The organism is Mesorhizobium sp. M1169 (genome assembly GCF_040318345.1).
In the GTDB taxonomy this organism is placed as follows: domain Bacteria; phylum Pseudomonadota; class Alphaproteobacteria; order Rhizobiales; family Rhizobiaceae; genus Mesorhizobium.
On the sequence record NZ_JAMYME010000021.1, the window covers coordinates 26,080 to 50,019 of the forward strand.

General features: G+C 63.6%; 20 protein-coding genes. 7 read left to right on the forward strand and 13 right to left on the reverse strand.

The features are described 5' to 3' along the window. Positions 1-76: 76 nt before the first annotated feature. From NKH41_RS20220 to cysG, 5 genes are all read right to left on the reverse strand, one after another. Positions 77-613, reverse strand: a complete 537-nt coding sequence (locus NKH41_RS20220; RefSeq protein ID WP_352539420.1) for a DUF934 domain-containing protein — start codon at positions 611-613, stop codon at positions 77-79. A 207-nt stretch (positions 614-820) separates the two neighbouring features. After that, positions 821-1,585 (reverse strand): phosphoadenylyl-sulfate reductase, encoded by a 765-nt coding sequence (locus NKH41_RS20225; RefSeq protein ID WP_352767026.1) that lies wholly within the window; start codon positions 1,583-1,585, stop codon positions 821-823. Next, positions 1,560-3,230 (reverse strand): nitrite/sulfite reductase, encoded by a 1,671-nt coding sequence (locus NKH41_RS20230; RefSeq protein ID WP_352469418.1) that lies wholly within the window; start codon positions 3,228-3,230, stop codon positions 1,560-1,562. The genes NKH41_RS20225 and NKH41_RS20230 overlap by 26 nt, the downstream gene beginning before the upstream one ends. A gap of 73 nt (positions 3,231-3,303) precedes the next feature. After that, positions 3,304-3,609: a DUF2849 domain-containing protein gene (locus NKH41_RS20235; RefSeq protein WP_352469417.1), complete on the reverse strand. Its 306-nt coding sequence runs from the start codon at positions 3,607-3,609 to the stop codon at positions 3,304-3,306. After that, positions 3,606-5,057 carry a siroheme synthase CysG gene (gene cysG / locus NKH41_RS20240; RefSeq protein ID WP_352539422.1) on the reverse strand — a complete coding sequence of 484 codons (1,452 nt, stop codon included), beginning with the start codon at positions 5,055-5,057 and terminating at the stop codon, positions 3,606-3,608. Before cysG ends, NKH41_RS20235 begins: the two co-directional genes overlap by 4 nt. Positions 5,058-5,497: 440 nt before the next feature. On the opposite strand from cysG, the gene NKH41_RS20245 reads away from it, so the two are divergent. Both NKH41_RS20245 and NKH41_RS20250 read left to right on the forward strand, forming a co-directional pair. Then, positions 5,498-5,947, forward strand: coding sequence for a baeRF12 domain-containing protein (locus tag NKH41_RS20245; RefSeq protein WP_352448343.1), 450 nt, complete (start codon positions 5,498-5,500; stop codon positions 5,945-5,947). A 227-nt stretch (positions 5,948-6,174) separates the two neighbouring features. Continuing rightward, positions 6,175-7,983: a cation:proton antiporter domain-containing protein gene (locus NKH41_RS20250; protein WP_352767023.1), complete on the forward strand. Its 1,809-nt coding sequence runs from the start codon at positions 6,175-6,177 to the stop codon at positions 7,981-7,983. Here the strand turns inward: NKH41_RS20250 and NKH41_RS20255 are convergent. From NKH41_RS20255 to NKH41_RS20280, 6 genes are all read right to left on the reverse strand, one after another. Beyond that, positions 7,964-8,782, reverse strand: coding sequence for a hypothetical protein (locus NKH41_RS20255; RefSeq protein ID WP_352767022.1), 819 nt, complete (start codon positions 8,780-8,782; stop codon positions 7,964-7,966). The two genes, NKH41_RS20250 and NKH41_RS20255, sit on opposite strands and share 20 nt — an antisense overlap. After that, positions 8,779-9,531 (reverse strand): SDR family NAD(P)-dependent oxidoreductase, encoded by a 753-nt coding sequence (locus NKH41_RS20260; protein ID WP_023675240.1) that lies wholly within the window; start codon positions 9,529-9,531, stop codon positions 8,779-8,781. Before NKH41_RS20260 ends, NKH41_RS20255 begins: the two co-directional genes overlap by 4 nt. Positions 9,532-9,591: 60 nt before the next feature. Beyond that, positions 9,592-11,844, reverse strand: coding sequence for a transglycosylase domain-containing protein (locus NKH41_RS20265; RefSeq protein ID WP_352767020.1), 2,253 nt, complete (start codon positions 11,842-11,844; stop codon positions 9,592-9,594). Between the two features lie 291 nt (positions 11,845-12,135). After that, on the reverse strand, positions 12,136-12,387 hold the full coding sequence (locus NKH41_RS20270; protein WP_352539425.1) for a hypothetical protein: 252 nt from the start codon (positions 12,385-12,387) through the stop codon (positions 12,136-12,138). 202 nt (positions 12,388-12,589) lie between these two features. Further along, positions 12,590-13,210 carry a ribonuclease D gene (locus NKH41_RS20275; RefSeq protein ID WP_352767018.1) on the reverse strand — a complete coding sequence of 207 codons (621 nt, stop codon included), beginning with the start codon at positions 13,208-13,210 and terminating at the stop codon, positions 12,590-12,592. A 103-nt stretch (positions 13,211-13,313) separates the two neighbouring features. Further along, positions 13,314-14,699 carry a M20/M25/M40 family metallo-hydrolase gene (locus tag NKH41_RS20280; protein WP_352539426.1) on the reverse strand — a complete coding sequence of 462 codons (1,386 nt, stop codon included), beginning with the start codon at positions 14,697-14,699 and terminating at the stop codon, positions 13,314-13,316. Positions 14,700-15,141: 442 nt separating this feature from the next. On the opposite strand from NKH41_RS20280, the gene polA reads away from it, so the two are divergent. Then, entirely contained in the window at positions 15,142-18,090 is a 2,949-nt protein-coding gene (gene polA, locus NKH41_RS20285) for a DNA polymerase I (protein WP_352469411.1), read from the forward strand. Between the two features lie 292 nt (positions 18,091-18,382). Continuing rightward, positions 18,383-18,664: a type II toxin-antitoxin system RelE/ParE family toxin gene (locus tag NKH41_RS20290; RefSeq protein WP_352448351.1), complete on the forward strand. Its 282-nt coding sequence runs from the start codon at positions 18,383-18,385 to the stop codon at positions 18,662-18,664. A gap of 67 nt (positions 18,665-18,731) precedes the next feature. Here the strand turns inward: NKH41_RS20290 and NKH41_RS20295 are convergent, their stop codons facing one another. Then, positions 18,732-19,136, reverse strand: coding sequence for a Fur family transcriptional regulator (locus NKH41_RS20295; RefSeq protein WP_023675234.1), 405 nt, complete (start codon positions 19,134-19,136; stop codon positions 18,732-18,734). 211 nt (positions 19,137-19,347) lie between these two features. On the opposite strand from NKH41_RS20295, the gene NKH41_RS20300 reads away from it, so the two are divergent. The 3 genes from NKH41_RS20300 to NKH41_RS20310 all read left to right on the forward strand — a co-directional run bounded on the left by NKH41_RS20300 (position 19,348) and on the right by NKH41_RS20310 (position 22,733). Next, positions 19,348-21,549: a caspase family protein gene (locus NKH41_RS20300; RefSeq protein ID WP_352767016.1), complete on the forward strand. Its 2,202-nt coding sequence runs from the start codon at positions 19,348-19,350 to the stop codon at positions 21,547-21,549. A 102-nt stretch (positions 21,550-21,651) separates the two neighbouring features. Then, positions 21,652-22,032 carry a hypothetical protein gene (locus NKH41_RS20305; protein ID WP_352474870.1) on the forward strand — a complete coding sequence of 127 codons (381 nt, stop codon included), beginning with the start codon at positions 21,652-21,654 and terminating at the stop codon, positions 22,030-22,032. Next, positions 22,029-22,733, forward strand: coding sequence for a DUF4760 domain-containing protein (locus tag NKH41_RS20310; protein WP_352767014.1), 705 nt, complete (start codon positions 22,029-22,031; stop codon positions 22,731-22,733). Before NKH41_RS20305 ends, NKH41_RS20310 begins: the two co-directional genes overlap by 4 nt. An 84-nt stretch (positions 22,734-22,817) precedes the next feature. On the opposite strand, the gene NKH41_RS20315 is transcribed toward NKH41_RS20310, so the two are convergent. Continuing rightward, complete coding sequence (locus NKH41_RS20315) at positions 22,818-23,900, reverse strand: trypsin-like serine peptidase (RefSeq protein WP_352474872.1); 1,083 nt, start codon at positions 23,898-23,900, stop codon at positions 22,818-22,820. Positions 23,901-23,940 lie beyond the last annotated feature (40 nt).

Genomic DNA, 23,940 nt, shown 5'->3' on the forward strand with positions numbered 1-23,940 from the left:
GCGGAGAGGCGCAAAATAAAAGGCTGAATCGGGAATGTGGTCCGACCAGACAGGGCTTCTGGCCCTCTGGAGCGGATCAGCCGGCGCGCACCCGCCGCCAGGAATATTTCGGGCCTTTGGCCTCCGGCTTCACCGCCGGCTGATAGAACAGCGGCAGTCCGCCGGTGCGGCCTTGCTCGAGCCGCTTCAGCAGCACCGGGTGCGATACCTCGAATTCATCGAAGCCGACGCGCAGCATATGCGGCAGCTGATCGATCAGCACCTGCCCGGTGGCGCGCATAGCGCCTGCAAAATGATAACGGCTGCGCAGCAATTCGCCCTTGGAGAACGAGCGGCCGTCATTGAACGCCGGAAACGCCAGCGCAACCAGCGACAGCTGATCGAGCAGGCCTGCGATCTTCTCAAGCTGATCGCCGGGCTGCAGCAGCACACCGATGCGCTCCTTCGCCGACCGCCGCACCTCCGGATCGAGGCCCAGAAACGCCTGCAACGGCAGGATGAAACGGCCATTGCCGACCAGCGCCTCGGCGCTTTCGGCATGAACCCACTCGTCCTCGCGGAACCCATCCGGTGTCCACAGCCGCATGGCGTTTTCGGCTATCAAGTCGCTCATCAAGAAAATTCCCAAGTCCAAAGATTCTAAGTGCAAAACACCTCAGGGTGCGTTGAGATTCAGGTCAGGCCGAGCCGGAGCCGAAGGCGGGCGCGAAGCGACCAAACTGCGTGGCTTCCGAGAACCGGAGCGGAGCGTACTTTGGGTACGTGAGCGCCGGAAGCGCAGGAAGCCGCCGTTTGAAGGCCGGCTGAATATCAATATACCCTAAAGTGATGCGTCGGTCAGCGACCTTTCCAGCCCCGACAAGTGGATGCCGCATTCGGTCTTGGCGTGCCCGGCCCAGCGGCCGCTGCGCGCATCGTCGCCCGGTTGCACCGGCTGCGTGCATGGGAAACAGCCGATCGACAGATAGCCATAGGCGACCAGCGGGTTTTCACGCAGCGCATGCGCGCGCATGTAGCGGGCCTGGTCCGATGTCGTCCAGTGCGCCAGCGGATTGATGCGGATGCGCGAGCCGACCGCCTCGAACACTGGGAGCGCTGCCCGGGTCGCCGCCTGGAAGCGCTTGCGGCCGGTGAACCAGGCGCGGAACGGCTCAACGCCGCGCGCCAGCGGCTCGACCTTGCGCACGTCGCAGCAGGCGTCGGTGTCCGTCTCGTTCAGATTGCCGGTCGGGTCGATCCTTGCCAGCGCCGCATCGTCGGGCCTGATCACCCGGATATCGCTCAGCCCGAAATCGGCGGCCAGCGCGTCACGATAGCCGAGCGTTTCCTCGAAATGCTTGCCGGTGTCGAGAAAGATCACCGGCAGCGTGCGGTCGATCTCGGCGATCATGTGCAGCAGCACCGCCGAATCCGCGCCGAAGGACGAGACGGCGGCGATTTCGCCGTGAAAGAACTCCCGGGTCGACCGCTCGATGATCTCCAGCGGCTTCAGATGGCCGTAGAGCGCGTCGAGACCCGCCGCTTGGGCGGCGATGCCGGCCTCCACGTCGACGATACGGTCAAGCGGCCTTGGCTTCGCCAGCATAGAGCGCCTCCTTGAACGGCGCGGGACCGACTCGGCGGTAGGCGTCGATGAATCTTTCGTTTCTGTCCAGCCGAAGCCCGAGATAGGTCTCGACGATCTGCTCGATGGCATCGGTGATCTCTTCCGAACTGAAGCCGCGGCCGATGATCTCGCCGACCGAGGTGTTCTCGTCGGCCGAGCCGCCGAGCGTCACCTGGTAAAGCTCGGCGCCTTTCTTCTCGACGCCCAGGATGCCTATATGGCCGACATGGTGATGGCCGCAGGCATTGATGCAGCCGGAAATCTTCAGCTTCAATTCGCCGATGTCGCGCTGGCGCTCCAGCGAAGCAAAGCGCCGCGAGATTTCCTGCGCCACGGGAATGGAACGCGCCGTTGCCAGCGCGCAATAGTCAAGGCCGGGGCAGGAGATGATGTCGCTGATCAGGTTGGAATTGGCCGTCGCCAGCCCGATATCGACAAGCGCGTCATAGACCGCCTTGAGGTCGGCCCGCGCGACATGCGGCAGGATCAGGTTCTGCTCGTGACTGACGCGCAGCTCGTCGAATGAATATTTTTCGGCAATGTCGGCGACCGCTTCCATCTGGCTGTCGGAGGCATCGCCCGGCGTCTCGCCGATGCCCTTGAGCGAGATGGTCACCGCCGCGTAGTCCGGATGGCGATGGGTGACCACATTCTGATCCAGCCATTCGGAAAAGCTCTTGGAGTCGAGGCGGGCAAGCTTGACCGCCTCGTCGCCTTCCGGCCGGTCGACAAGCGGAGGCGGCGCGAAATAGGCATCGATGGCGCGGATGTCTTCTTCCGGCAGCCTCAGCTCGGCGTCCTTCAACTCCTGCCATTCGGCCTCGACCTGGCGGGTGATCTCCTCGACGCCGGTCTCATGGACCAGGATCTTGATGCGCGCCTTGAACTTGTTGTCGCGCCGGCCATAGAGGTTGTAAACGCGCAGGATCGCCGTGCAGTAGGACAACAGATCCGCTTCGGGCAGGAAATCGCGGATCTTCTTGGCGACCATTGGCGTGCGGCCCTGGCCGCCGCCGACATAGACGGCGAAACCGAGCTCGCCGGCGGCGTTCTTCTTCAGATGCAAGCCGATGTCGTGCGTCTGGATGGCGGCGCGGTCGCGCTCGGCGCCGGTCACCGCGATCTTGAATTTTCGCGGCAGGAACGAGAACTCCGGATGCACCGAGGACCATTGCCGCAGGATTTCGGCATAGGGGCGCGGATCGGCAACCTCGTCAGCGGCGGCGCCGGCGAAGTGGTCGGCGGTGACGTTGCGGATGCAATTGCCGCTGGTCTGGATGGCGTGCATCTCGACGCTTGCCAGATCAGCCAGGATCGCCGGGATGTCCGACAGCGCCGGCCAGTTGAACTGGATGTTCTGGCGCGTCGTGAAATGGCCGTAACCTTTGTCGTATTTGCGGGCGATGTGGCCGAGCATGCGCAGCTGCTTGCTGTTCAGCGTGCCGTAGGGCACCGCGATGCGCAGCATATAGGCATGCAGCTGCAGATAGACGCCGTTCATCAGCCGCAGCGGCCGGAACTGGTCCTCGGTGATCTCGCCGGCAAGGCGCCGCGCGACCTGGTCGCTGAACTCGGCGACGCGGGCCTTGACGAAATCGTGGTCGAACTCATCGTAACGGTACATATTCAGGTCTTTCCGGGCGCGTCCGCCCGTTATTTTCTTCGTTCGAGCATGATCGGGATCATGCTTGTGTCATCTATGCCGCGCGTGCGGCTTGCGGACGGGCCTGCTTGCCCAGGTCGTTGCGGGTGGTCGGGCCGGCGGCACGGATCTTTTCACGCAGCCGGACCGCTTCGACCGTGCCGTTGGCCACGGTCACGTCTATCAGGTTGACGTCGACCACTTCGTTGTTGGCGGAGGCCTTGGCGCCGATTGCCTCCAGCCGGTCCTCGGCCGCCTTGTCATGGGCGATGTCGGCATGGTCGATGATCTCGGCCCAGCCGCCATTGGCGTACCAGACGGCTATGCCGTCGGCGAGGCGGTTCGCGGTCAGGACTTTCATTGGCTCACTCCTTGCGCGGCAGCACTCGCCACGCTTTCCTGCCTGTGTGCCGCCAGCGGCTCGGACCGTTCGAAATTGGCCCCGGCGACCGCGTCGCCGATGATGGTCATCACCGGGCCGCTGAGGTCGGCGCGCGCCTCCAGCGACGGCAGGTCGGCGAGCGTGCCGTGGAAACGGCGGCGGTTGGCAAGGCTGGCATTCTCGACCACGGCGACGGCCGTATCCGGCGACAGGCCGGCTTCGATCAGCCGGCCGGCGACCTCGGCGGCGACCGAGCGGCCCATATAGACGGCGACCGTCGCGCCGGAAATGGCGAGCTTTGCCCAGTCGGGCAGCGAATTTCCCTTGAGGTCATGGCCGGTGGTGAACACCATCGACGACGACACGCCGCGCAGCGTCAGCGGCAGTTCGAAATCGGCGGCGGCGGCGAAGGCCGCGGTGACGCCCGGAACCACTTCGTAGGCGACGCCGGCATCGCGAAGTGCCGCCATCTCCTCGCCGGCCCGGCCGAACACCAGCGGGTCGCCGGACTTCAGCCGCACGACACGCTTGCCGGCGTGGCCAAGCTCGACCAGCAGCGCATTGATCTCGGCCTGGCTCTTGGAATGGCAGCCCTTGCGCTTGCCGACCGGCAGGCGCTCGGCATCGCGACGGCCCATTGCGACGATCGCCTCCGGCACCAGCGCGTCATGGACGATCACGTCGGCTTCCATCAGCAGGCGATGGGCGCGCAGCGTCAAAAGGTCCTCGGCGCCTGGACCGGCGCCTACAAGCGCGATATGGCCCGATGCCGGTTCTGTCGAAAGCAGCAAGCCGACGGCCGCATCATGCGCCTGCGAAAGCTCGCCTGCCTCGACAGCGCGGGCCGGCGCGCCGCCAAAGAAATCGCTCCAGAAGCGGCGGCGGGCATTGCCCTTCGGCAGCAGTCTTTCGGCGGTGTCGCGAAAAGATGCGGCGAGCGCCGCGAGCGGCCCGAGCGAGGGCGCCAGCATGCGGTCGATGCGGCTGCGCAGCATCTGCGCCAGCACCGGGCCAGCACCTTCCGTGCCGATGGCAATGGCGACCGGCGCGCGGTTGACCAGTGCCGGCGTGAAGAAATCGCATAGCTCCGGCCGGTCGACGGCATTGACCGGAATGCCCAGCCGGCGCGCATCCCCGGCAACGCGGCGATCGAGCGCCTCGTCGCCGCTGGCGGCAAACACCATCACCGCACCATTGAGATGTGCTGCATCATAGACGTCGGCGATGTGGGCGGCCCCCGTCTCGGCGATAAAGGCCAGCAGCTCCGGGCTTGTTTCATCGCTGACGATGCGCAGCACAGCGCTCGACTGCGCGAGCAGCCGCGCCTTGGCCAGCGCTTCCTCTGCGCCGCCGACGATGGCTATGGCTTCGCCCTCGACCCGCATGAAGACGGGAAAGGCATTGAGCTTGGGTGTGGCTTGCGGCATGACGAGCGGAATCCTGGAACCGTTTGTCAGTTCTACGCGGAGGCGCGAAAAACCAGAAGGCACCCACTCGCGCATCGCTTCGTAGCAGGCAATCTCTTTTCTGCAAGCATGAAGGCCAAGAGAAAAATATTCCACATTCAAATGCGGGGCAGATTGAAGCTGCTGTTGCAGCCCTTGATCCGCTGCCTTTTTAGCGGCCGGAGGAGCTAACCACAAAACAGATTTTTCTAAATTCTATCAATTTAGTAGATTAAGCCGCCGGATGCTGACCGAGCGATCGACGGCAGCCGCGCACTCTCGCCGACCCCTGTCGGAGCACCGGGTCCGAGTGCCGGAACATTCCCGCCTCGGCACGCGTTTGCCCTATGGACCCAGGCCCGGTCACACCCCTGCGGCAAAGGCCCGGCGATGGGTTCGAAAAATCAAAAAAGGAGCGCCCCATGAGCAACGTCAGACTGAAACGCGGACTGTGGATCGTGGTGGCAGATGGCGAAAAGGCGCTGTTCCTCGAGAACCGTGGAGACGTCCAATATCCCGACCTTCAGGTCGTGCACGAGATGGAGCAGGAAAATCCGGCAACCCGAGAACAAGGCACGGACCGCCCCGGCCGCTACAGCGACGGCCCTTCCGTCCACCGCAGTGCGGTCGAGGACACCGACTGGCACCGTCTCGGCAAGGAGCGTTTTGCCGAAGAGATTGCCGACAGGCTCTACAAGCTCGCGCACCGCGGCAGCTTCAAGGAGATCGTGCTGATCGCGCCGCCGCCGGTGCTGGGCGACATGCGCAGGAAACTGCACAAGGAGGTCACCGACAAGATAACGGCCGAAATTCCAAAGACGCTGACCAACCACAGCATACCCGATATCGAGAGCCTGCTGCAGGCGACCTGATCGGGCATCGGCGGCGCGCAACTTTCGTTTCCGTAGCAATAGCCTGGCTGGAGCAGGCCGCGCCGGGTGGCAACGCTTGCCGGCTCAACGCCTTTTTGCCGCCTTGCCATCGATTTCATGGGGATTGCGGGTTGTTTCGCGACTGTCCCAGCCTCCATACTGCCAAGGCGGCGGCTTTTGGACGGCGCATATCCGACATCGCGATTCCTGAAGGCGCTCCATAGACAATGCCGCATGACACGCCCCTTATCGCCACCATCGTCGCCGGTCTGGGGCTGGCTTTCGTCTTCGGCGCACTTGCCAACCGTTTTCGCGTGCCGCCGCTGGTAGGCTATCTCATCGCCGGCGTTCTGGTTGGACCGAACACGCCGGGTTTCGTTGCCGATGCCGGCCTCGCCAATGAACTTGCCGAGATCGGCGTCATCCTGCTGATGTTCGGCGTCGGCCTGCATTTCTCGCTGAAGGACCTGTTGTCGGTCCGCGCCATCGCCGTGCCCGGCGCCATTGTGCAGATCGGCTTCGCGACAGCCCTCGGCGCCGGCCTTGCCTGGATGCTCGGCTGGTCGATCGGCGCGGGACTGGTCTTCGGCCTGGCGCTTTCCGTGGCCTCGACCGTGGTGCTGTTGCGCGCCCTGCAGGAGCGGCGGCTGATCGAGACCGAGCGCGGCCGCATCGCCGTCGGCTGGCTGATCGTCGAGGATCTGGCGATGGTGCTGGCGCTGGTGCTTTTGCCGGCGTTGGCCGGCGTGCTCGGCGGCCAAGAGCAGGTGGAGGTGCACTCCAGCGGCCTGCTGTCGCTGCCGGCGAGCTACGGCGTCTGGGGCGTCGTCGCCGTCACACTGGCCAAGGTCGCGGCCTTTGTCGTGGTCATGCTGGTGGGCGGCCGCCGGCTTATCCCCTGGATCCTGCACTACGTCGCCCATACCGGATCGCGCGAACTGTTCCGGTTGGCGGTGCTTGCGATTGCGCTTGGCGTCGCCTTCGGCGCGGCCAAGCTGTTCGGCGTGTCGCTGGCTCTCGGCGCTTTCTTCGCCGGCATGATCATGAGCGAATCCGAGCTCAGCCACCGGGCGGCCGAGGAATCGCTGCCGCTGCGCGACGCCTTTTCCGTGCTGTTCTTCGTTTCGGTCGGCATGCTGTTCGACCCGTTCAGCGTGATCAGCAATGGCTGGCCGATCCTGGCGACGCTGGCCATCATCGTTGTCGGCAAGTCGCTGGCAGCCTTCGTCATCGTCGTCGTCTTCCGCTATCCGGTCGCAACCGCATTGATGATTTCGGCAAGCCTAGCCCAGATCGGCGAATTCTCGTTCATCCTGGCTGAACTCGGCGTCGGGCTGAAACTGCTGCCCGAACAAGGCCGCGACCTCATCCTCGCCGGCGCCATCCTGTCGATCGTCCTCAATCCGCTGATGTTTCTTGCCGTCGACCGGATGAAACCCTGGCTGGAAGCACGCGCCGGCAGGACGGCGCCGTCCGGCGAAGCAAGGCCGATCGGCCCGGCGACCGAGCCCGGCCAGGTGGCTTCGGTCGCGGCGCCTGCGAACGAGGATGGCCCACCGCCCAGGACGAGGCTGACCGGCCACACCATCCTGATCGGCTACGGCCGCGTCGGCAGCCTCGTCGGTACATCGCTGAAGCAGGCCGCCCTGCCCTTCCTCGTCATCGAGGATGCCGACAAGACGCTGGCGAAGCTCAAGGCCGAAGGGGTCGAAACCGTACCCGGCAACGCGGCGAGTGGCGACGTGTTCGCCGCATCCAATCCCGAGGGGGCGAAGCGGCTGATCCTGGCCATTCCCAACGCCTTCGAGGCCAGGCAGGTCGTTCTGCGCGCCCGGGCCGCCAATCCGACAATCGAAATCATCGCCCGCGCCCATTCCGATGCCGAGGTCGAGCACCTCAAAAACCTTGGTGCCGACACCGTCATCATGGGCGAACGCGAGATCGCCCGCGGCATCGTCGAGGTGGTGACGGCGAGCAGGATCGAGCCGGCTTTGGCTAACGACACCGCTACGACGGCTACTCTTTCACAATCGTGATTCCTGCATCGATCAGAAATTTTCTGATTTTTTGAATGTCTTCGGGCGGAACATCCCACCGCCATGACACAGGCGACAGTTGCCGCAAGACACCATAGGCGTTGTCTTGAATCCAATTCTGCAACCGCTTGCGGTCGATCCGACGTTCCAAATGCCCCTGGGACAGCAAGTTGAATGGGAACACATCACGGAGATTTACGTCGAGGTGCCGTTCATCACTTCGCGCATGAAAGGTCCGGCCGAAAACAAAGGATTGGGCCCGTAGCTGTTCTGGCGGGCCATAGAACGTTTTGTCGACGGTCGCGAAGCGGGAAGACGTTGAGCCATGCGCAAACGCTCTTGGGCCCCAGAAATATGGCATGGACAATCCTATGCCATAGATCGGCTGAAGCTCTTGAACGAGCAGTTTGATGATTCTTTCGAAGGTTTTTTTCGCGTCTGCGTTAGCAGCTCGATCGATGTGAATCTCGAAGAGCCTGAAACGATCGACAGAGCAACCAATGTCTATGGAAAAATCCGATAGCACATCCGGACTTCTCTTCCACAAGTACCCGACCGACTGCCAATCTTTCTTGGTTATGACGTCGCGTTTCGCAAAGTTTCGGTAGAGATAATCCTTGCCCGTCTTTTCGTCGGTGACCGTGGCGATATCAGGCTCACAGCCGAGGACCTCGACTATGCGATCCAGTATGTCGCGCGCGCCGGAAATATCTAAACTGGCGGCCCATTCGTAGATAATAAGCGATCCAACCACGTTAGTTTCGGTGAAACGCGCATATCGATCGGTCTGCTCGCTCAAACGTGCTGGCCGCCATTGATATGGATTTCCGAGCCGGTCACGTAGGACGCCTGCTGCGAGCACAGGAAGAAGATGATGTCGGCGACTTCTGCCGTGGTGCCCAGCCGCCTCAGCGGGATGGTCTCGACGATTTTTTCGGTGCCCGGCGACAGGATCGCGGTGTCGATCTCGCCCGGCGCAATGGCGTTGACGCGAATGCCGTGCGGGCCGAAATCATGCGCCATCTCGCGTGTCAGCGAGCCGAGTGCTGCCTTCGACGTCGCATAAGCGGTACCGGCGAAGGGGTGCACCCGGGTGCCGGCGATCGAGGTGACGTTGACGATCGAGCCCTTGGCCGATGCCAATTCCTTGAACAGTCCGCGCGCCAGCATGATCGGCGCAAAGAAATTCACCTGGAAGACGTCGCGCCAGACATGCATCGGCGTGTCGATCGAGTTCATGCGGCTGTTGCCGTCCTTGAGCTTGGGCGAGATGCCGGCATTGTTGACCAGCGCATGCAACTGCCCGCCATGCGCCTCCAGCCGGTGGCGGATTTCCGAGATGGCGATGCCGACATCCTCCTGGTCGGCGAGGTCGACCTTGATGTGGTCTTCAGGTCCGGCCGGCCACGGGCAGTCCTCGGCAAAGGCCTGGCGCGAGCAGGTGATGACGCGCCAGCCTTCGCGTGAAAAGCGCTTGACAGTGGCATGGCCGATGCCACGGCTGGCGCCGGTCAGCACGATGGTTTTTCTGGTGTCGGTCTCTGCCATTCGCGGTCTCCAAACGGGAGATGTAGCGGAACGCGGCAGCGGTGGCGAGGGGCCCGTCGCTCAGCCGCCTGTCAGAATGTCCAATATCGAGGTCTGCCGCTTCTTGACCGGGCCGCCGACATTGCCGGGCGGCACCGGATGCTTGATCGATCCGGTGGCGCTGTCGACGCCCGGCATGGCCAGGCCGCCGGCATCGACCGTCTCGGCAGGACGCACGGGACGCGAAGCCGACTGGGTAGCTGCCACAGGCGGCGCCGATTGGCCGACGGAAGCGACCGGCGCCGGCGGCGCCGTGTCGGACGGTATGTCGTCCGGGACGATGGTGTCGGGCGGCGTCGACTTCCAGGTTCCAGGCAGCGGCCGCACCGGCACGCCCTCATGCGCGGCGACCATGAACTCGTGCCAGGCCTGCGCCGGCAATGCGCCGCCGGTGACCTTCTTCATCGCGCTGCCGTCATCATTGCCGAACCAGACGCCGGTGGTCAGATTGGCGGTATAGCCGATGAACCACGCGTCGCGCGAATTCTGGCTGGTGCCGGTCTTGCCGGCCGCCGGCCAGGCGAACGCCGCCTTCCTGGCCGTGCCGATCTCGACCGTGCCGGTCATCATCGAGTTCATCATGCCGACAACATCGGGATTGACGACCCGCGGCGCACCGCCGCCATTGTTTTCGTAGAGCACCTTGCCGTCGCTCGTCGTGACGCGGCGGATGAAATGGATGTCCGGCTTGTAACCGCCATTGGCGAAGGGAACATAGGCCGAGGTCAGTTCCAGCGGCGTCACTTCCGAGGTGCCGAGCGCGATCGAGGTGTTGGCCGTCAGCTCGGACTGGACGCCCATGCGGTGCGCCGCCTCGACCACCGCATTCGGCCCGACTTCCATGGTCAGCTGCGCGGCAACCGAATTCAGCGATTTTGCCAGCGCCGTCGCCAGCGTCACCTTGCCGAAATATTTGCCGCCGTAATTGTCGGGCGTCCAGTTGCCGATCCTGATCGGCGCGTCGTTGCGCACGCTGTCGGGCGTGCGGCCGGATTCCAGCGCCGCCATGTAGACGAACGGCTTGAACGCCGAGCCCGGCTGGCGGCGCGCCTCCGAGGCGCGGTCGAACTGGCTGGTCGAATAGTCGTAACCGCCGACCATCGCACGCACCGCGCCGGAATTGTCGATCGACACCAGCGCGCCCTGGCTGACATTGAGCTTCTTGCCGCTCTGGTCGATCAGCCGGCGGATCGATTGCTCGGCGAGTTTCTGCAGCGTCAGGTCGACGGTCGTGTCGACGACGATATCGCGGCGCACGTCGCCGATCAGGTCGGGCAGTTCTTCCATGATCGTATCGGCGACGTAGTTTTCCGAGCCGGTCCAGTAGGACGGCGCGCGTGTCGCCGGCGCGCTCATTGCCGTGGTCTGCTCCTTGGCGCTGATCTTGCCCTCGTCGCGCATCGCGGCGAGCACCAGCTGCGAGCGCTGCTCGGCCGCCTTCGGGTCGCGCGCCGGCGACAGCCGCGACGGCGCCTTGAGCAGACCGGCGAGAAGGGCGGCCTCCGACAGCGTGACGTCACGCGCGCTCTTGCCGAAATAGCGGCGCGAGGCCGCTTCGACACCATAGGCGCCAGAGCCGAAATAAACCCGGTTGAGGTACATTTCGAGGATCTGGTCCTTCGTATGCTTGTGCTCCAGCCACAGCGCCAAAAGCACTTCCTGCACCTTGCGTTCCAGCGTGCGGTCCGGCGTCAGGAACAGGTTCTTGGCCAGCTGCTGGGTCAGCGTCGAGCCGCCCTGCGAAAAATGCCCGCCCAGAACATTGGTCACCATGGCCCGGGAAAGGCCGATCGGATCGATGCCGAAATGCGAATAGAAGCGGCGGTCTTCGATGGCGATGACGGCTTCGGGAATATAGGGCGACATTTCGTGCAGGCCGACGGCCTCGCCGCCGCTCATGCCGCGATTGCCAAGCAGCTGGCCGTCGACCGAGACGATCTTGATGTTGGGGGCGCGGTCGGGAATAGCCCAAGTGGTGGCCGCCGGCATTTTCGCGCCGTAATAGACGACGATGCCGGCAGTGGCGATGCCGCCCCAGATGGCCAGCACGAAGCACCAGTAGAACAGCCGGGCAAGCACGCCGAACACGCCGCGCCGGCTTTTGCCGCGCCCGCCGCGCGGCGGCTTGGCCTTGGACGATTTGCGCTTTGCAGCGGCTTTTCGGTTGCTCGGCACGACGCGGTCCTCCTCGCTTACCGAAAAACCGGCCGAGGATCTCGCCCCCGGCGATGCCTCGAAGCTGGGCTCGATGCGGCTGTCTTTCCGGTTCGCCATGCGCTGTGCTGTCTTCCCCATGCCTATGGCGTTGGGGTTGAAGACTAGATGCGGCGGTTTAAAGGCGGGTTAAGTCGGGAAAAATCGAAATAAACTGTATTCAGTCGCTTGCCGAACGGCTGCGGCCCGCGACAGCGCCAAAGCCGGAAATGAAAAACCCGCCTCGGCGGGCGGGTCGTTGGAGCCACTGAGCACCATAGCGAAATTAGTAGCATAGCTGCCGGCACAAAGCAAGAACAAAATGCGCGTTGCCTCAGAATAATCACTTCAGTTCGGCGGCTGCGACAACCCTCAGTCGTCGGCATCCGCATCGTCGGAGGCCGGCCGCCAGCTGATCGGCTCGATCTTCCTTTGCGTATGGCCGTCCGTATAGGCCCACCAGCCAGCGTCGCTTTCGTCCCAGTCGCCGCCTGCCGCCTTCAGCCGGTCGAGCGAACGGTATTGCGCGATGCTCTCGTTTATCACGCCGTCGCTGTCCTGCCAGTAGACGGTGACCTTGGAGCCGTCCTTCGGTGCCGTTTCGATTGATTTTCGGGCAGCCATTTTCATTTCTCCCGGTGAAGCGAACGGAACGCCGGGACAAGCGTCTGGTTCCTGGCCGATGGCCTTTAGGAGAATTCGCTCCGGCGAGACATATGGCGTGGTTTTCGAGAACCGGAGCGCAGCGGACATTTGGGTCCGTGAGCACCGGAAGCGGAGAAAACTGCGCCAGATGGCCGCCGGAGTAGAATTATCATGAAGGCCATTAGCTGTGGGCGAAGATATCCTCCTCATCCCAGCCCATCAGGTCGAGTTTCGCACGCGTCGGCAGGAAGCGGAAGCACGCATCGGCCTCCCTGGTCCGGTTGTCGCGCGCCAGACGCGCGCTCAGTACGTCGCGCAGCCGGTGCAAATAGAGCACGTCGGAGGCGGCATATTCGAGTTGCTCGGGCGACAGCGTCTCGGCGGCCCAGTCCGATGATTGCTGCGCCTTCGACAGGCCGATCCCGAGAAGCTCGAAGCAGATGTCCTTCAGCCCGTGCCGGTCGGTGTAGGTGCGCGTCAGCCGCGACGCGATCTTGGTGCAGAACACCGGCCCCGGCATGACGCCGAAGGCATTGTAGAGAACGGCGAGATCGAAGCGGCCGTAATGGAACAGCTTGGTGATGCTGCGGTTCTTGAGCAGGCTGACGAGGTTCGGCGCCTTCTTCTGGCCGGGCGCGATCTGGATGACGTCGGCCGAGCCGTCGCCCGGCGAGATCTGCACGACGCAGAGCCGGTCGCGATGCGGGTTCAGCCCCAGCGTCTCGGTGTCGATGGCGACCGCCCCGACATCGTAATGCAGCAGGCCGGGCAGATCGTTTTTGTGGAAACGTATGTCGCTCATCGTCTTCTCCGGTCGCGGCCCCGTGCAGCGATGCGCGACAGACCGTGCCCGTCCTTGCCGCGATCCGGCGAAAAATCAACAAAAACTTGAGTCTGGCGCAATTTCAGCGTGTCAGCGCCTCGAGAATGCGCGCCCAGGAGCGCTGGCCCTTGTGGAAGGAGCTCATCTCGTACTTCTCGTTCGGCGAGTGGATGCGGTCGTCGTCGAGGCCGAAACCGACCAGCAGCGATTCCATGCCGAGATAGGTCTGGAAATCGCCGACCACCGGGATCGAGCCGCCGCTGCCGGTCACCACCGCCGGCTTCGGCCATTCGTCGGACAGCGCCTGCTTGGCCTTGGCGAGGAAGGGCGAGTCGTAGGAAAGCTGGATCGCCGGCGAGCCGCCATGCGGGTGGAATTCGACCGAGCAGTCGGCCGGAACCCGCTGCCTGACGAATGCCTGGAAGGCGGCGCGGATTTTTTCCGGATCCTGTTTGTGGACCAGGCGGAAGGAGATTTTTGCCGAGGCTTGCGCGGCGATCACCGTCTTGAAGCCCTTGCCGGTATAGCCGCCGATAATGCCGTTGAACTCGGCCGTCGGCCGCGCCCAGGTCAGTTCGAGCACCGAGCGGCCCTTTTCGCCGGACGGGATCGACAGGCCGATCGGGCCGAGGAAGGTCTCGGCCGTCTCACCGAGCGACAGCCACGACTGCAATATCTGCGACGGCGTTTCCTCGACGCCGTCATAAAAACCCGGAATGGTGACGTGACCATCCGCATCGTGGATGTCGGCCAGAATTTTTGCCAGGATGCGGATCGGATTGGCGGCCGCACCGCCATAGAGCCCGGAATGCAGGTCGCGGTCGGCGGCAGTCACCGTGATCTCCTCGCCGACCAGCCCGCGCAGCGAGACGCAGATCGACGGCGTATCGCGGTCCCACATGCCGGTGTCGCAGACCAGCGCGAAATCGGCCTTGAGCTCATCCGCATTCGCCTCGAGAAACGGCTTCAGCGACGGCGATCCGGACTCCTCCTCGCCCTCGAACAGGATTGTGATTCGGCACGGCAATCCGCCATGCACCTGCTTCCACGCGCGGCAGGCCTCGACGAAGGTCATCAGCTGGCCCTTGTCGTCGGCCGCGCCGCGGCCGGTGATCACCTTGTGGCCGGGCTCGATCTCCTTGACCGCCGGCGCGAACGGGTCGCTTTCCCACAGCTCGATCGGATCGACCGGCTGGACGTCGTAATGGCCGTAAAACAGCAAATGCGGCGCGCCCGCCGGCCCATCGTGATGCGCGACCACCATCGGATGGCCTGGTGTGTCGCGCACGCTGGCGTCGAAGCCGATCAGCTTGAGCTCGGCGACCAGCCATTCGGCGGCCTTGCGGCAGTCGGCGGCGTAGTCCGGATCGGTGGAGATCGACTTGATGCCGAGCAGGCCGAACAGGCGTTCCAGGCTCTGGTCGAAGTTCTTGTCGAGGCGGTCGAGAACAGGGGAAACTGCGGACATCTGGCGGGCCTTTCGATTCTGGCGGCGAATCTAGAGCCCATGTTGCGAAACGGAAAGCCCGCGACCGTTGGGCCACAGCTTCCTGTCCAAAGGCAAAAAAATGCCGCCGTGGTGGAGGGAACCACGGCGGCCTCTACTCGAAACGATGCGGCAGCCCGGAGAGGGGGGATAGGCTGCCGCAAGTGTCCGGGATAGGCGGGGGACGGGCCTTGCTCCGGACTTCGGCGAAAACTGCCGATGGCGTTTATCTGTGTCTGCGAACGTGGCGATTCAAGGGCACAAAAATTACACTTTTGTAACATAGCCGTGAGCGAACAAAGCTCCGGCCAGGCCGCATGGCAGGCCAGGCTCGCACGCCATTTGTCAGGGTGTTGCCGGAACCCTTGGCAGAAGCCGCCTTTGGCATGGACCGCGGCGCTGCGCCGCGCTATTCCCTCGTGCCATGAAAAAAGGCGATCATCTCTTCCTTGTCGACGGCTCCGGCTACATCTTCCGTGCCTATCACGCGCTGCCGCCGCTGTCCCGCAAGTCCGACGGGCTGCCGACCAGTGCCGTGCTCGGCTTCTGCAACATGGTCTGGAAGCTGACGCAGGACGCCCGCAACACCGATGTCGGCATCGTGCCGACGCATTTCGCCGTGATTTTCGACTATTCGTCGAAGACCTTCCGCAACGACCTCTACCCCGAATACAAGGCCAACCGCTCGGCGCCGCCGGAAGATTTGATCCCGCAATTCGGCCTGATCCGCCAGGCGACCAGGGCCTTCAACCTGCCGTGCCTTGAGACGGAAGGCTACGAGGCCGACGATTTGATCGCCACCTATTGCCGGCTTGCCTGCGAAGCCGGCGCCGACACCACCATCATCTCTTCCGACAAGGATCTGATGCAACTGGTCGGCCCAACGGTTGCCATGTACGACCCGATGAAGGACCGCCAGATCGGTGTTCCCGAGGTGATCGAGAAATGGGGCGTGCCGCCACAGAAAATGATCGACCTGCAGGCGCTGACTGGCGATTCGGTCGACAATGTGCCGGGCGTGCCCGGCATCGGGCCGAAGACGGCAGCGCAATTGCTCGAACAGTTCGGCGACCTCGACACGCTGCTCGCCCGCGCCGGCGAGATCAAGCAGGACAAGCGGCGCGAATCGATCATCGCCAATGCCGACAAGGCACGCATTTCGCGTGACCTGGTGAGGCTGAAGAACGACGTGCCGGTGACCGAAGGGCTTGACGAATTCGTATTGCATGCGCCGGACGGCCCCAGGCTGATCGGCTTCCTCAAGACCATGGAATTCTCGACGCTGACCCGCCGCGTGGCCGAAGCGACCGGAACCGACGCCGGCGACGTTCCAGCCACCCCCGTCACCATAGAGCGTGCCGATACCGCGCATGGCCCCGATATGGGTTTTGGCGTGCCCGCGGCCGCCGAGAGCGCACCGCCGTCGGACGAAGCGGCACTCGAAGCTCCGGCCGCAGCCAAGCAAGGCGACACCCCATCCCTGCTTTCGGCGCTTCGCCTGGAGGCTGCCACCGCCCGCAAGATCGACACCGGCGCCTACACCTGCATCCGCGACGCCGCGACGCTGAAGGCCTGGATCGCCGAGGCGATGGAGAGAGGCATCGTCGCCTTCGACGTTAAGACGTCCTCGCCCGATCCGATGCGGGCCGAACTGATCGGCCTTGCCATGGCCGTCGCGCCCGGCCACGCCGCCTATGTGCCGCTTGCCCACAAAAACGGCAATGGCGACCTGCTCGGCGGCGGCGCGGTCGAAAACCAGGTCCCGATCCGCGACGCGCTGGCGTTGCTCAAGCCGCTGCTCGAGGACAAATCCGTCCTCAAGATCGTGCACGACATGAAATACCGCCTTGTCGTCATGAGCCGTCACGGCATCGAGATCGGCCCCTATGACGACACCATGCTGATCTCCTACGTGCTCGAGGCCGGAACCCACGGTGGCCACGGCCTGGAGGCGCTGGCCGATAAATGGCTCGGCCACGCGACCATTCCGCTGAAGGAACTGGCCGGTTCGGGAAGAAGCTTCGTCGGCCTCGATCAGGCCGACCTCGGCAAGGCGACGGCTTACGGGGCCGAGCACGCCGACGTCGCGCTCAGGCTCTGGCAAGTGCTGAAGCCACGGCTTGCCGCCAAGGGCCTGGTCTCGGTCTATGAACGGCTTGAACGGCCGTTGGTGCCGGTCCTGGCACGGATGGAGCAGCGCGGCATCTCCGTCGACCGGCAGATCCTGTCGCGGCTCTCCGGCGAACTGGCACAGGGTGCCGCACGGCTCGAGGACGAGATCTACCAGCTGGTCGGCGAACGCATCAACATCGGCTCGCCAAAACAGCTCGGCGACATCCTGTTCGGCAGGATGGGTCTGCCCGGCGGTTCAAAAACCAAGACCGGCCAGTGGTCGACCTCGGCGCAGCTTCTCGAAGACCTCGCCGCCGAAGGCCACGAATTGCCGCGCAAGATCGTCGACTGGCGCCAGCTGACCAAGCTGAAATCGACCTATACCGATGCGCTGCCCGGCTTCATCCATCCCGACACCAAGCGCGTCCACACCTCCTACGCGCTTGCCGCGACGACGACCGGGCGGCTGTCGTCCTCGGATCCCAATCTGCAGAACATTCCGGTGCGCACCGTCGAGGGTCGAAAGATCAGGACGGCCTTCATCGCCGACAAGGGCAACAAGCTGGTTTCCGCCGACTACAGCCAGATCGAATTGCGCGTGCTCGCCCACGTCGCCGAAATCCCGCAGCTCAAGCAGGCCTTCGCCGATGGCGCCGACATCCACGCCATCACCGCGTCTGAAATGTTCAACGTGCCGGTCGAGGGCATGCCTTCGGAAGTGCGCCGCCGTGCCAAGGCGATCAATTTCGGCATCATCTACGGCATTTCGGCCTTTGGCCTCGCCAACCAGCTGTCGATCGCGCGCGAGGAAGCCGGCGACTACATCAAGAAATATTTCGAGCGCTTTCCCGGCATCCGCGACTATATCGATGCGACCAAGGCCTATGCCCGCGAGCACGGCTTCGTCGAGACCATTTTCGGCCGCCGCATCCACTATCCGGAAATCAGATCGTCAAATCCTTCGGTCCGGGCGTTCAACGAGCGCGCCTCGATCAACGCACGCCTGCAGGGCACCGCCGCCGACATCATCCGCCGCGCCATGATCCGTATGGACGAGGCGCTGGAAAAAGCCAGGCTTTCCGCCCGCATGCTGCTGCAGGTGCATGACGAACTGGTCTTCGAGACGGTCGAAGCCGAGGTCGAGGCGACGATCCCGGTCGTCTGCCACGTCATGGAGAACGCCGCCATGCCGGCGGTGTCGATGTCGGTGCCGCTGCACGTCGACGCCCGCGCCGCCAACAACTGGGAAGAGGCGCATTAAGGCGGGCCACAGAGCCATGTTCGGTTCAAGGTTCACGAGCAGCAGCGGTATGCTATAGTGCCCGTATGATCACCAAGGCACTTGAGAATCTGGTAAGGCATGCGGAAGCTTGGCCTCGCGAAGACCAGGAGGAGCTTGCTGATTACGCCCGCGTCATCGAGGCGCGGCGGACTGGCGTGTATGCGATGTCGGAATCAGAGCGCAGCGCGGTCACAGCGGGCCTAGCAGAGGCCGATCACGGCACTTTCGTAGATGAGGATACCGTTCGCGCGGCCGACACCCGCCGCAGGCTATGAAGGTCCGATTTACGCGGCAAGCCTTTGCCGAACGCGAGGCGATTTTCAACTACCTCGAAGAGCGGGCGCCTCAGGGCGCCCTTTCAGTCATTTCTCGGATCCACGCTGGGATTTCGCGACTTGCCGAATTTCCCGAAAGCGGTCACGCGACCGACATCCCTGGCGTTCGCGTCCTCTTCATAGGCCGCTACCCTTATAAGGTCTTCTATCGTGCCCGTGCCGACGCAATTGAGATCCTGCACATCCGGCATACCTCAAGGAGACCCTTTCCCTACTGAGCCGATCCGGGAACACCCGGCGAGGGCTCGGAAAACCTTGCTCCGCCTTCGCCGCGTTGCTCCGGCCTCAAGCCGCCTCGGCCAAACACTTCGCACATGTCCCACGAAACTCGATCACCGCCTTCTTGGCGGCGAAGCCGGTCGAGCGCACCCATTCGTCGAGCCGGTGGCCGACATCATGGTCGGAGAACTCGGTCACCTGGCCGCAGGTGTCGCAGATGGCAAACGCCGTCATCGAATGGCTGTGGTCGTGCGGCTCGGCACAGGCGACGAAGGAATTGAGGCTTTCGAGCCTGTGCACGAAGCCGGATTTCACCAGCGTGTCGAGCGCCCGGTAGACCTGCAGCGGCGCGCGAAAACCGCGCTCGCGCAATTGGTCGAGCAACGTATAGGCGCTGAGCGGGCCGCTGGCGGCCTCGAGTTTCTCGAGCACGCAAAGCTGGTTCTTCGTCAGTACATCCCTTGCCGCCATGATCCCGTTCCAAGCCGCTCCGTGCCGATCGCTGCCATTAGGCATGCAATCCGGCCTCTTCCACTGAGATAGCGACGAACTGCCTTTTTTGCTACTGTTTCTATTCGCAGCCGGTGGTCGGCTGGCCGGCGACGCCATATTCAAAATACTGACAAAATCCTCGGCCAGGCTGGCCGTGCTTGGAAATTCGATCGGGCTTGGGGAAGCAATCATGATCAAAGTGACGCGGCGGACGCTGCTTGCCGGCACGTCCGCGCTGGCCGCTGCCGGCCTGGTGCCGTTTCGGGCATTCGCAGCGGCGCGCACCTACCATGCGCTGCTTGTTGCCTGCACCGATTACCCGAACCTGCCGAAGAAAAACTGGCTGATCGGACCGAAAAACGATGCCGGCCTGGTGCGCGATTACCTCCTGGGGAACACGCCCGCGCCGGTAAAATTCCTGGCCGAAAACGTCACGCTGCTCGCCAAGGATGTCGAAGGCGCCAACGGACCGCCGACACATGCGGCGATCAAGGCGGCGTTGGCCGATCTTGCCGTCAAGGTCCAGCGCGACGATTTCGTCTACCTGCATTTGTCCGGTCACGGCGCGCAGCAGCCGGCAGCGAACAAGGGCGACGAGACGGACGGCCTCGACGAGATTTTCTTGCCGTCCGACATCGACAAATGGGTGAACCGCGAAAAGGGCGTGCCCAATGCGCTGGTCGACAACGAGATCGGCACCGCTCTCGACGTTATCCGCGACAAGGGCGCCTTTGTCTGGGCCGTGTTCGACTGCTGCCATTCCGGCACGGCGACGCGCGCCGCCGAGGTCGACGACGAGCTGGAACGCAAGGTCGAGTTCGCCGATCTGGTCGGCGGCGACGACGCTGCCAGGGCGGCTGCGGTGAGAGCCTATGACGAGATTGCGTCGGCCGCGTCACGCGGCTTTGACGAGGACGGGCAGCGCAAGCCGGCCTTCAAGCTGACGCCGACCGGCGCCGAGCCGACCACCAAGGGCAAATTGGTCGCCTTCTACGCGGCGCAGACGGTGGAGACGACGCCCGAGATGCCGCTGCCCAAGGGCACGGCCGATGCACCGCGTTTCGGCCTGTTCACCTTCACCATCCTGTCGAAACTGGCCGAGAACCCCAACATCACCTATCGCCAGCTCGGCCAGGCCGTGCTGCAGCAATATTCGGCGGACGGCCGCACCCGGCCGACGCCGCTGTTCGAAGGGGAACTCGACGCACGCGTCTTCGGCACCGACAAGACAGACGCGGTCATGCAATGGCCGATCGTCATCGAGAACGACAAAGCCACGATCGGCGCCGGGTTGCTGCAACGCCTCACCCCCGGCAGCAGGCTCGCAATATTGCCGTCGGCGCTGTCGCCGCTGTCCGAGGCGCTTGGCTATCTCCAGGTTCAGTCGACGAAAAACCTGGAAAGCCGGGTCAAGCCGGTCGAGTTCGGCGGCAAGCCGGCGCTCAAGCTGGCCGATATCCCCGCCAATGCCTATGCACGGCTGGCCGAGCTCGCCGTCGACTACAAGCTCGTGGTCGCGCGGCCGGCTGCGGCCAAAGGCCTCGAGAAAGAGGCCGCGCTGGCGAACTCGGTTCTCGACGAACTGGCGGCCAGGAAGAGCTCAGGGTTTCACATCGCGCTGGTCGAGCCGGGCAAGAGCGCAGATCTGCGTCTCGCAGTGCTGCGCGAGAACGCCATTGCCGGCGCCGCAGAAGATGCCACCGACGCGCCGGCGCTGTGGTTCCTGCCGGCTTCGGGCGACATGACGCTCAAGGGCGGCAGCAAGCCGCCGTTGATCGTCATTCATCCGGACGGCCGCGAAAAGTTGATCGAGGCCGCCGCAGGGAATCTGACGAAAATCTTCCGCGCCATTGGCCTGTCGAGGCTGGCCGCCGCCTCCGATTATCGGCCGGAAGAGGTCAGCGTCGAGTTCCGGATCAAGCGTTTTGACAGCGACACGCTGCAGCCGATCGAAGCGTCGACTGTGCCGCGTGTTTCGCCCGACGATCAGGTCCACGTACTGGCCAGGAACGGTTCGACCAACCTGGTCGACATCAACGTGCTCTACGTCGGCTCCGACTATTCCATCCAGCATTTTCTTGCCGAGCGCCTGACCGAAGGCGCCGTGCTCGAGGAAGGCCTGTTCAAATTCACCGACACCAGCTTCGGCATGGAGCGGATGATCGCCGTCTTGACCGAAGCACCGCCGCAGAGCGAGAAGCAGGATCTGAGCTTCCTGGCGCAAGAGGGCGTTGTCTCGGTAACGCGCGGACTGGGACAGCCAAGCTTCGCCGACATGCTGGCCGATATCGGCATGGCGCCGGCGACACGGTCGGCCATGCGGCTGACCGACGACAAGGGGTCGAAGGGCGCCGTGATGATTTTTCCGATGGAGACCGTGCCGCGCGCCTGAGGCGCGGTCAGGTGCCCGGCCGGGCCTCTTGCCTAATCGGCTGATAATGAACATTCTTCGACCACCGCTGTCGGCGGCCGAACGGAACGGGTGAGGGCGTTCGTGAACAGGATCGTATTTTCGTGGCGCGCAACAACCGCCGGCCTTGTCGCCGGGCTGTTGCTGGCCGCCAATGCTTCGGCGGACGAGGCTTGCGGCCTCTGCGCCAAGGAGGTCGTCATCAATTCCGAACTGGCGAGCTGCTTTCTCGACCAGTACGACCGGATCGCCAAAACCGGCAACACCGCCGTTGTCGTCGATCTCAGCAGCTGCGCCTCGCGCGGCGTGGTCGAGCCGTTGCCGTCGCCGGGCAAGGCGCAGGTGGAGCCTGACGTGCAGTTCATCGTTTCGCGCACGCAGCTGGATTGCCTGAAGAAGAAGCTGGAGACGCCGGGCATCGTGCTCGACCCGTCCGCCACCATAGAATTGGACAGCTGCGGATGACGAAAGCGGGGGGCAACGCAACGCAGCAGGCAGTGACGGCGCCGGTACCGCAAAAGAAGCCGGTGTCGCTGCCGGAAACCGTCGAAGGCCTGCCGTGGGTGAGCAATCACGAGGTCAAGAAGGAGGCGAACCCATTCACCGATCGCGACTGGCGCATGCTCGTCTATGCCTGGTCCGGATTGCTGGTGCGCCTGGCGATCATCTTCACCTTGATCTTTTCGGTCTACCAGTTCCTGGCGAACCAGGAGCAGAAGCGCATCGAGCAGACGATGTCGCTGGTCGAGCTCTGGGAAAGCAAGGATTACCAGCAGGCGCAACGGGCCCTCAAGCAACGCCTGGCGGCGCTCAACGCCAAATACGGCAATCTGCTCAGTGCCAATCCGACGCCGACCGAGGAACAGGTGTTCAGACAGCGCATCGGCATCGAAGCGATGAGCGCTACCGGCGGCGACATGCCGCTTGCCGACTTCAGCGACAATTTCGACCGCGTCGTCTATTTCCTCAACCGCCTTTCCTTCTGCGTCGAAGGCAGGCTGTGCTCGCGCGACGTCGCCGACTCCTATTTCCGCGACTATGCCGCTTCCTTCTGGAGCTATTTTGCCGGCTATATCGATAAGGAGCGCAAGGCCGGTTCACCGACTTTCGCCCAGCCGATCGAGAACTATGTGCGCCAGGCGCCACCCTCGGCCCAGTCCAGATAATTCCCGAAAATGCGAAAGCCGGCGACGGAAATGCTCCGCCGCCGGCCGGTTTTCCGCGACGATCGCGGCGGAAACTCTGCAGGCCTATTTGTACAGGCTGTTGATCCACTGGACGTTGATGGCGTTCAGACGCACGGCGGTATTGGCATCCGGGCTCTCGGCCACGTTCACGCCGGTGATGACGCGCTGCTTGGAGCCATTGTCATAGGCATAGACCGAGCTGCCGCTCGACCCGGGATAGGTGTCGCAGTCGTACTGGAAATACTCGGTGGCGATGTTTTCGGCATGCACTTCGCAGGTCGCCTTCCACATCGTGCCCATCGGCTTGTCGCCGGGATAGCCGATGATGTTGGCGGTGAAATCGCCGAGGTCGTCATAATTGGCATAGCCGAGCCAGCCGAGGTTGGTGCCGACATCCTGCTTCAGGGTGACGATGCCGAGATCCCACGGCACGACCGAGCCGTAAAAGCCCTGGTAATTGTCGATGAAGCCCTGGATGACATAAGCGCTTTCATAGGTGAAGGCGCCGAACGGCGCGTCGTCGGCAGTCTTGCCGTTGAGAGCCGGCACGAACAGGATATCGTCGAGCCAGGCCTTGTCCTCGTGGCTGTAGAGGCAGTGCGCCGCGGTGAGCACCGTGCGCGGGCCGATCAGCGTCGCCGAGCAGCTGCCATAGCTGCCGCTCTTCGATTTGCCTTCGAGATAGCCGATCGCGGTGAATGGGTAGGTTTTAGTATTCTTGATCTGCTCGCGGTCGTCCGTGCCGAACACCTGACGGCCAGCCTCTTCGCCTCCGCTCAGTCCGGAATTGTCGGACTTCTGCCCGTCGGCGGGCGCGTTCATGTCCTTGATGACAAGGTCCTTCAGCGTCTCGTTCGGGTCAATCTTGATGTCCTTGCCATCGGCGGAGCGGCCGACGATGCCATAGGATTTGACGGCCGTTGCTTCGTCGGTGAGCGGCGCGGCGCGGTTGGCCTCGTCGTCGGTCAGTTTCGGCGGGGCGATTGGTTTCGCCCGGCCGGGCTTGTAATCGCCCGATGTTACATCCCGCATGCTTTCGCCGTTGCCGGCATTGGCGGAACCTGGATCGGCAGCCAAGGCAGGAACCGCCCACATTGCGGTGGAAAGCAACGCGGACGCAATAATGCTATGTGTCAGTTTTGTCATGGTGAGACTCTCCCAAAAGTCAGCAAGGACTGGATCAAGA

Bases quoted from the DNA above. Each gene is read 5' to 3' on its own strand.
- NKH41_RS20220 (WP_352539420.1), bottom strand. From the start codon at position 613: ATGAGCGACTTGATAGCCGAAAACGCCATGCGGCTGTGGACACCGGAT.
- NKH41_RS20225 (WP_352767026.1), bottom strand. From the start codon at position 1,585: ATGCTGGCGAAGCCAAGGCCGCTTGACCGTATCGTCGACGTGGAGGCC.
- NKH41_RS20230 (WP_352469418.1), bottom strand. From the start codon at position 3,230: ATGTACCGTTACGATGAGTTCGACCACGATTTCGTCAAGGCCCGCGTC.
- NKH41_RS20235 (WP_352469417.1), bottom strand. From the start codon at position 3,609: ATGAAAGTCCTGACCGCGAACCGCCTCGCCGACGGCATAGCCGTCTGG.
- cysG (WP_352539422.1), bottom strand. From the start codon at position 5,057: ATGCCGCAAGCCACACCCAAGCTCAATGCCTTTCCCGTCTTCATGCGG.
- NKH41_RS20245 (WP_352448343.1), top strand. From the start codon at position 5,498: ATGAGCAACGTCAGACTGAAACGCGGACTGTGGATCGTGGTGGCAGAT.
- NKH41_RS20250 (WP_352767023.1), top strand. From the start codon at position 6,175: ATGCCGCATGACACGCCCCTTATCGCCACCATCGTCGCCGGTCTGGGG.
- NKH41_RS20260 (WP_023675240.1), bottom strand. From the start codon at position 9,531: ATGGCAGAGACCGACACCAGAAAAACCATCGTGCTGACCGGCGCCAGC.
- NKH41_RS20265 (WP_352767020.1), bottom strand. From the start codon at position 11,844: ATGGCGAACCGGAAAGACAGCCGCATCGAGCCCAGCTTCGAGGCATCG.
- NKH41_RS20270 (WP_352539425.1), bottom strand. From the start codon at position 12,387: ATGGCTGCCCGAAAATCAATCGAAACGGCACCGAAGGACGGCTCCAAG.
- NKH41_RS20275 (WP_352767018.1), bottom strand. From the start codon at position 13,210: ATGAGCGACATACGTTTCCACAAAAACGATCTGCCCGGCCTGCTGCAT.
- NKH41_RS20280 (WP_352539426.1), bottom strand. From the start codon at position 14,699: ATGTCCGCAGTTTCCCCTGTTCTCGACCGCCTCGACAAGAACTTCGAC.
- polA (WP_352469411.1), top strand. From the start codon at position 15,142: ATGAAAAAAGGCGATCATCTCTTCCTTGTCGACGGCTCCGGCTACATC.
- NKH41_RS20290 (WP_352448351.1), top strand. From the start codon at position 18,383: ATGAAGGTCCGATTTACGCGGCAAGCCTTTGCCGAACGCGAGGCGATT.
- NKH41_RS20295 (WP_023675234.1), bottom strand. From the start codon at position 19,136: ATGGCGGCAAGGGATGTACTGACGAAGAACCAGCTTTGCGTGCTCGAG.
- NKH41_RS20300 (WP_352767016.1), top strand. From the start codon at position 19,348: ATGATCAAAGTGACGCGGCGGACGCTGCTTGCCGGCACGTCCGCGCTG.
- NKH41_RS20310 (WP_352767014.1), top strand. From the start codon at position 22,029: ATGACGAAAGCGGGGGGCAACGCAACGCAGCAGGCAGTGACGGCGCCG.
- NKH41_RS20315 (WP_352474872.1), bottom strand. From the start codon at position 23,900: ATGACAAAACTGACACATAGCATTATTGCGTCCGCGTTGCTTTCCACC.